The organism is Stenotrophomonas sp. FW305-C-20-S1 (assembly GCF_058783335.1).
This window is the reverse complement of sequence record NZ_JBYTEK010000037.1, coordinates 1-7,028: the sequence shown is the minus strand read 5'-3', so window position 1 is coordinate 7,028 and position 7,028 is coordinate 1. Positions and strand designations below refer to the sequence as shown.

Annotated in this window: 6 protein-coding genes; 2 read left to right on the top strand and 4 right to left on the bottom strand. The window is 67.7% G+C overall.

Annotation, left to right across the window (positions count from 1 at the left end):
• Window positions 1-110 precede the first annotated feature (110 nt).
• The 4 genes from ppk1 to AC3WTC_RS16725 all read right to left on the bottom strand — a co-directional run bounded on the left by ppk1 (window position 111) and on the right by AC3WTC_RS16725 (window position 6,092).
• Window positions 111-2,198, bottom strand: a complete 2,088-nt coding sequence (gene ppk1, locus AC3WTC_RS16740) for a polyphosphate kinase 1 (RefSeq protein ID WP_025878118.1) — start codon at window positions 2,196-2,198, stop codon at window positions 111-113.
• Between the two features lie 4 nt (window positions 2,199-2,202).
• Window positions 2,203-3,534 carry a phosphate regulon sensor histidine kinase PhoR gene (phoR, locus tag AC3WTC_RS16735; RefSeq protein ID WP_025878120.1) on the bottom strand — a complete coding sequence of 444 codons (1,332 nt, stop codon included), beginning with the start codon at window positions 3,532-3,534 and terminating at the stop codon, window positions 2,203-2,205.
• Window positions 3,535-3,639: 105 nt separating this feature from the next.
• Window positions 3,640-4,329, bottom strand: coding sequence for a phosphate regulon transcriptional regulator PhoB (gene phoB / locus AC3WTC_RS16730; protein ID WP_025878121.1), 690 nt, complete (start codon window positions 4,327-4,329; stop codon window positions 3,640-3,642).
• A 116-nt stretch (window positions 4,330-4,445) separates the two neighbouring features.
• Window positions 4,446-6,092: a M48 family metalloprotease gene (locus AC3WTC_RS16725; RefSeq protein ID WP_025878122.1), complete on the bottom strand. Its 1,647-nt coding sequence runs from the start codon at window positions 6,090-6,092 to the stop codon at window positions 4,446-4,448.
• A 146-nt stretch (window positions 6,093-6,238) separates the two neighbouring features.
• Between AC3WTC_RS16725 and grxC the strand changes: the two genes are divergently transcribed.
• Window positions 6,239-6,529: a glutaredoxin 3 gene (gene grxC, locus AC3WTC_RS16720; RefSeq protein ID WP_025878124.1), complete on the top strand. Its 291-nt coding sequence runs from the start codon at window positions 6,239-6,241 to the stop codon at window positions 6,527-6,529.
• Window positions 6,526-6,918, top strand: a complete 393-nt coding sequence (locus AC3WTC_RS16715) for a carboxymuconolactone decarboxylase family protein (protein ID WP_005408260.1) — start codon at window positions 6,526-6,528, stop codon at window positions 6,916-6,918. Before grxC ends, AC3WTC_RS16715 begins: the two co-directional genes overlap by 4 nt.
• The last annotated feature ends 110 nt before the right edge of the window (window positions 6,919-7,028 follow it).

Genomic DNA, 7,028 nt, shown 5'->3' with positions numbered 1-7,028 from the left:
ACGCGGCTGTTGGTGGGTGTCGACCTTGGTCGACACGGTAGATCCACGCCATGCGTGGATGAATCCAAACGTGCCAACCAAGCTTGGCACCTACCTGGCCACCTACCGGGTCAGAGGCCCTGCATCAACGCCATCTGCGCCGAATGCGGGGCTTCGTCGTGGGCCGGTGCGCGCTTGTGGTAGATGCCTTCGGCATCCAGCTCCCAGGCGTTGAGGTTGTCGTCCAGGTAGTTCTGCAGCACCTCGCGGTACACCCGCTTGGCCAGCGCCGGGTCGAGGATCGGGAAGCAGGTTTCCACCCGGCGCAGCAGGTTGCGTTCCAGCCAGTCGGCGCTGGCGCAGTACAGCTCCGGTGCGCCGTCGTTGCCGAACCAGTAGACCCGGCTGTGTTCCAGGAAACGGCCGACGATCGAGCGCACGCGGATGTTGTCCGACACGCCCGGTACGCCCGGGCGCAGGGTGCAGGCGCCACGGATGATCAGGTCGATCTGCACACCCGCCTGCGAGGCGGCGTACAGTGCACGGATCACCTGCGCTTCGTTGAGGGCGTTCATCTTGGCGATGATCCGCGCCGGTCGCCCGGCGGCGGCGATGCGCGTCTCGCGCTCGATCCTCGCCAGGATCCCGGTGTGCAACGTGAAGGGCGACTGCAGCAGGCGCTTGAGCTTCATCTTCGACGCCAGCCCGGACAGCTGCTGGAACAGCAGGTGCACGTCGTTGCCGATGTCCGCATCGGCGGTGATCAGGCTCAGGTCGGTGTACGCGCGCGCGGTACCGCTGTGGTAGTTGCCGGTGCCCAGGTGCACGTAGCGGCGCAGCTTGCGGCCTTCGCGGCGCACGATCAGCAGCATCTTGGCGTGGGTCTTGTAGCCGACCACGCCGTACACCACCTGCACGCCGGCTTCCTGCAGCCGATCGGCCAGGCCCAGGTTGGCCTCTTCATCGAAGCGCGCGCGCAGCTCGACCACCACGGTCACGTCCTTGCCGGCGCGTGCTGCCTGGATCAGTGCATCGACGATCAATGAGTCCTTGCCGGTGCGATACAGGGTCTGCTTGATCGCCAGCACGTTCGGATCAAGGGCGGCCTGGCGGATCAGGTCCAGCACCGCCGCGAACGCGTCGAAGGGGTGGTGCAGCAGCAGGTCCTGGCGGGCCACGGTCTCGAAGATGCCGTCGCTGTCGCGCAGGGTGCGCGGGGTCATCGGCGGATACTTCAGGTCCGGCTGGGCGATCAGGTCGTACAGCTGGATGATGCGGTTGAGGTTGACCGGTCCGTCGATGCGGTACACCGCGTTCTCGGTCAGGCCGAAGTTCTGCAGCAGGGTGCGTACGATGTCGCGCGGCATGTCGTGGGCGATCTCCAGCCGCACTGCAGGCCGGTAGCCGCGGTCCACCAGCTCATCGCGCAGGGCCAGCGCCAGGTTTTCCACTTCCTCTTCATCCACCACCAGCTCGGAGTTGCGGGTGACACGGAACTGATAGGCGCCCAGCACTTCCAGCCCCGGGAACAGCTCATCCACGAAGGTGGACAGCACCGAGGACAGGAACACGAAATTCTGCGGGCCGCCGAGTTTTTCCGGCAGCTGGATGATCCGCGGCAGCGAACGCGGTGCGCGCACGATGGCCAGGTGGCCGCTGCGGCCGAACGCATCAGTGCCCTTCAGCACCACCACGATGTTCAGCGACTTGTTGAGGATCTTCGGGAACGGATGCACCGGATCCAGGCCCAGCGGCGACAGCACCGGCATGATCTCGTTGCGGAAATAGGCACGCAGCCAGCGCTTCTGGCGATGGGTCCAGGAGTTGCGGCCGAGCACGCCGATGCCGGCCTCCATCAGCGCCGGGCGCAGCGTCTGGTTCCAGCAGCGGTACTGCTGGTCCACCAGCTCGGCGGCGCGCTCGTGGATGGCATTGAGAATTGCCTGCGGACTCATGCCGTCCGGCGCCGGCGGCAGGCCGAACTCCTGTGCATGACGGACCGCAGCGGCACGAATCTCGAAGAATTCATCCAGGTTGGTGCAGGAGATGCACATGAAGCGCAGGCGCTCCAGCAGCGGCACCTGCGGATCCATCGCCTGCGCCAGCACGCGGAAGTTGAAATCCAGCTGCGACAGTTCGCGGTTGATGTACAGCGCCGGGTCGCGCAACGGATCGCTGTCCGTGCTCACGGGGAGGGGGAGGGATCCGAGGCTGCTCATGGCGTCATTCTTCGAAGGAGGTCAGGGGGGCGGACTCACGCGGTCGCACGTGGTCGGCATCGAAATGGCAGGCGAACACCGAGCCCTTGCCGACCTCGCTGTCGATTTCCAGGCGTGCGTGGTGCAGACCGAGGATGTGCTTGACGATCGACAGGCCCAGGCCGGTGCCGCCGCTTTCGCGCGAGCGGCTGCTGGAGACGCGGTAGAAGCGTTCGGTCAGGCGGGGCAGGTGGGTGGCCGGAATGCCGTAGCCGGTATCGCGTACCGCCAGCACCACGCCGTCGCCCTCGCGGCGGAACTCCACCGCGATGCGGCCACCGGCCGGGGTGTAGCGGACCGCGTTGGTGACCAGGTTGGAGAACGCGCTGTGCAGTTCCTTGGTCGAGCCCTGCAGGTCCACGCCGGCCAGGTCGTCGATGCTGATCTGGTGCCGGCCCTGGCTGTGCGCTTCGGCTTCGCGGCGCAAGGTGGCCAGCATGGGCTGCATGGCCACCGTCTCGGCCTCGCTGTGTTCCTGCGATTCCAGCCGCGACAGGGTCAGCAGGTCCTCCACCAGCTGGGCCATGCGCTGGCTCTGCTTGCGCATTTCCTCCAGCATCGGTCCGGTTCCCGGGAAGTCCTCCGGGTCCATCATGTCCAGGTAGCCGTGGACCACGGTGAGCGGGGTGCGCAGCTCATGTGAAACGTTGGCCACGAAGTCGCGGCGTACCTGTTCCAGGCGCAGCAGCTTGCTGACGTCACGGGCGATCAACAGCCAGTAGTCGGACGAATAGGGAATCAGTCGCAGGTTCAGGCGGATCGCAGGATCGACCGGCGAGGGCACGTCCAGGATCGGTTCGGCATTGCGGCCACCGGCCAGCCAGTGGGCCAGCGGCATCGGCTGCAGGCGTTCGACCAAGGCCTCACCCAGGTCGCCCGGATGATGCAGGCCGAGCAGGGCCGTGGCCGCTTCGTTGAACCACTGCACGCGCTGGCTGTTGCGGTCCAGCACCACCACGGCGTCGGGCAGCGCGGCCGCTGCAGCGCGATAGCTGCGCAGCATGTCCAGCAGTCGCCGCTTGCGTACGCGCATCTCGACTTGGTTGCGGTACAGCAGGCGGTCCAGCTCGTTCCAGACGCCGGTGCCTTCGGCGGCGGTGTCCCAGCGCTGGCGCGCGGTCAGCCGGCGCAGCACGCGGCGCAGCCGCCAGTAGTGCCAGACCAGCGTCGCCAGTGCCGCCAGCGCGATGCACAGCCACAGGTGGCCAGTGAACCAACCGACCAGACCGGCCAACAGCAACACGGTGGCCACGGTGGCCAGTGTCTTCAACCAGGCAGAGCGGATGTGGCGGGGCATTGCGGTCTCGTCGTGGGTTGCGGCGGTTCACGCAGGTGAACCGGAAGTTATAGCAGAGTTGCCGACGCCGGCACCGTGGGGTGCACGGCGCCGGCACGACGAGGCTCAGGTTGCGGTGGAGAAGCGGTAACCGGCGCCGCGCACGGTCTGCACCATGTTCTCGGCGTTGAACGGTTCCAGCGTCTTGCGCAGGCGGCGGATATGCACGTCGATGGTGCGTTCTTCCACATACACGCTGCCGCCCCACACGTGGTCCAGCAACTGCGCGCGGGTATACACGCGCTCGGGGTGGGTCATGAAGAAGTGCAGCAGGCGGTACTCGGTCGGGCCGATCGGCACCGGCTGGTCGTTGGCGAACACGCGATGGGCGGCACCGTCGATGCGGATCGCACCCACCGCCACGCTGCCGTCCTCGTCATCGTCGCGGGCGCGGCGCATGACCGCGCGGATACGCGCCAGCAGTTCGCGCGCCGAGAACGGCTTGACCACGTAGTCGTCGACACCGGCTTCGAGGCCACCGACGCGGTCGTTCTCTTCGCCGCGCGCGGTCAGCATGATGATCGGCACTTCGCGGGTGAGGGTTTCCTTGCGCCAGCGCCGGGCCAGGTCCAGGCCGCTGGTGCCGGGCAGCATCCAGTCGAGCAGGATCAGGTCGGGGACGCGGTCGGCGATGGCGGTCTGGGCCTCGCGGGCGTCACCGGCGTGGACAGGTTCGTAATCGCCCTTGCGAAGGGCGAAAGCGACCATTTCGCGGATCGCGGGCTCGTCATCGACGATCAGGATGCGTTTCTGCACGAGGGCACCGTAGGGCTCAGTTACTGGAGTGGTGCCAGTAGACTACGGTTTGATGACATGTTTGTGACTGCCTGGCCGGCATCTGGCATTGCTGCCATCTGCCGGTCATGCCGCACTCAGCGGCGGTCCAGATCCGGGTCCTGCACGCCCTGCCGGCGCAGCTCGAGCACGGTGGGCGTGATCGACTCGATCCGCGCATCCACCCGGGCCCGACCGACATAGTCCAGCGCGGGGTTGCGCTTGAGTGCCTGCAGCTGCATCAGGGCCTGTTCCGGGCGCCCGCCCAGGAACGCCGCCTCGGCATAGGCCTCGCTGGCGCGAACGCTGTCGCCGGCCAGTTCACTGGCGCGGGCGTAGCGCTGCTGGAAGACCGGATCGTTACCGCTTTGCGACAGCAGCGGACGCAGCATCGCCTGCGCGCGCTGGCCCGCGGCCTGGCCTCCCTGCTCGTTCAGGATCTCGGCGTAGGTCAGGGCCACCGGCCGGCTGTTGGGGTGTTCGTGAAGCAGCTGCTCGAAGCGCGCATTGGCCTGGGTGGATTGGCCGGTGCGCGATTCCGCTTCGGCCAGGGCCAGGGCGACCCACAGGCTGTCCGGGTGGGTCTTCAGCAGGTCGGTGAGGGTCTGCCGGGCCTGGCTGGCACCGCTGCGGCCACCGCGCATCGTGGCCAGCGCCTGGCCATAGCGCTGGGCGTCATCCAGGCCGTCCTTCTGCCTGCGCGCAAGATCGGTGTACTCGCGTTGCAGGTCGGCCGGGCTGTCGGCGCTGAGCACGCGCAGGCGCTCACGGGCCCAGTTGAAATCGCCACTGGCGCCGCGGCTGAGCTGGCCGATCGGAACCCGCAGCACGCTGCCGGGCAGCAGCGGGTTGATGCCGCGCAGCAGCGGATCGCCCAGGGTCGGGTCGGCGGGATCCACTCGTTCCTTGCGCTCGCCGCTGGGCGTGCGCGTGGTCAGCAGCACCGTGTCCTTCTTCATCTGTTCGGCGCGGGCCTTGGCCTCGCTGATGCGGGTGGTGTTGACCGGGTGGGTGCGCAGGAAGTCGGGAACGCTGTAGCCGCCATCGTTGCCGCGCATCGCCGAGGACATGCGTTCGAAGAAGCCGGCCATCGCATCCACGTCGTAGCCGCTGCGCGACAGCGTGCGGATGCCCAGCCGGTCGGCCTCCGATTCGTTGGAGCGGGTGTAGTCGATCTGCCGTTGCTGCATCAGGCCCATGCCCGAGCTGATCGCGGCCATGGTCGCGTTGCCCGAGGACGAACTGTTGCTGGCCTGGGCGGCAACCACCGCCGCCAGCATCCCCAGCAGGATCGGGATCTGGTCGCGCTGGGCGCGCTCGACCCCGCGCAGCACGTGCTGCTGGGTGACGTGGGCGATTTCGTGCGACAGCACCGCCGCCACCTCGTCCTCGCGCTCGGCCGTCAGCACCAGGCCGGCATTGACGCCGATATAGCCGCCGAGGGTGGCGAAGGCATTGATCTGGCGGTCTTTCATCACAAAGAACGTGTAGGGCTGGCGTGGCTGGTCACTGTTGGATCCGAGGCGGGTGCCCATGGTCTGCAGCCAGTCGTTGACCAGGGGATCGTCCAGCAGGTAGCCATAGTTGCGCAGTTCGCGCAGCATCATCGCGCCGTACTCGGCCTGCCGGGCCGGGGTCAGCAGTTCGCCCGCCGAGGAGCCGATGTCCGGCAGCTTCTCCTGGGCCTGCGCCAGCGGGGCGGCCAGGGCCAGGGTCAGGGCAGCGGTGAGCAGCAGGGGTCGCAAGCGGTCGGTCCTCGGGCAGGGTCGGCCCAGCGTGGCAGGGCAGGGGGCAACCATTCGTTAATCAATCCACAGTGTTGCGGGCGTGGCGTGGAAATTCCAGCGCACCGGTACCATATATGGACCGTCGATCCATCGTGGAGTTTCCCGTGACAGCCCAGTCCGCCGGCGCTACCCCCGCCATCACCATCTATTCCACCGCCGTCTGCCCGTACTGCGTGGCCGCCAAGAACTTCCTCAAGAGCAAGGGCCAGCAATGGACCGAGGTCCGCATCGACCTGGACCCGGTCGAGCGCGAGAAGATGATGGCCAAGACCCGACGCACCAGCGTCCCGCAGATCTTCGTGGGCGACGTCCACGTGGGCGGCTACGACGACATGATGGCCCTGCATCGTGAAGGCAAGCTCGAGCCGCTGCTGGCCGGGCAGGGCCAGGCATGAGCGCGGCCGACGACGGCAGCAAGGACCGGATCGCCGAGTTCACCGACTTCCGCAAGCGCATGAATGAACGCATCCTGGGCGAGCCGAACCAGGTGGTGCGCCGCTTCTTCGCGCTGGATACGCAGACCTACCAGGCCGGCGCGCTGGACGTGAAGACCAAGGAACTACTGGGCCTAGTGGCCTCGATGGTGCTGCGCTGCGACGACTGCATCAGCTACCACGTGGCCCAGTGCAAGGACGCCGGCGTCACCCGTGAGGAGTTCTTCGAGACCTTCTCGGTAGGCCTGGTGGTCGGCGGCTCGATCGTGATCCCGCACCTGCGCCGCGCGGTGGACTTCCTCGACCAGCTGGAAGGTGGCGCCGCCGCCCCGGCAGCGCACGAGCACTGAGCCTGGCCGCTACCGCGAACCGGGCCCTCTGGTAGTGGGGGGGGGGGGGGGGGGGGGGGGGGGGGGGGGGGGGGGGGGGGGGGGGGGAGGGGGGGGGGGGGAGAGAAGAG

Bases quoted from the DNA above. Each gene is read 5' to 3' on its own strand.
- ppk1 (WP_025878118.1), bottom strand. From the start codon at position 2,198: ATGAGCAGCCTCGGATCCCTCCCCCTCCCCGTGAGCACGGACAGCGAT.
- phoR (WP_025878120.1), bottom strand. From the start codon at position 3,534: ATGCCCCGCCACATCCGCTCTGCCTGGTTGAAGACACTGGCCACCGTG.
- AC3WTC_RS16715 (WP_005408260.1), top strand. From the start codon at position 6,526: ATGAGCGCGGCCGACGACGGCAGCAAGGACCGGATCGCCGAGTTCACC.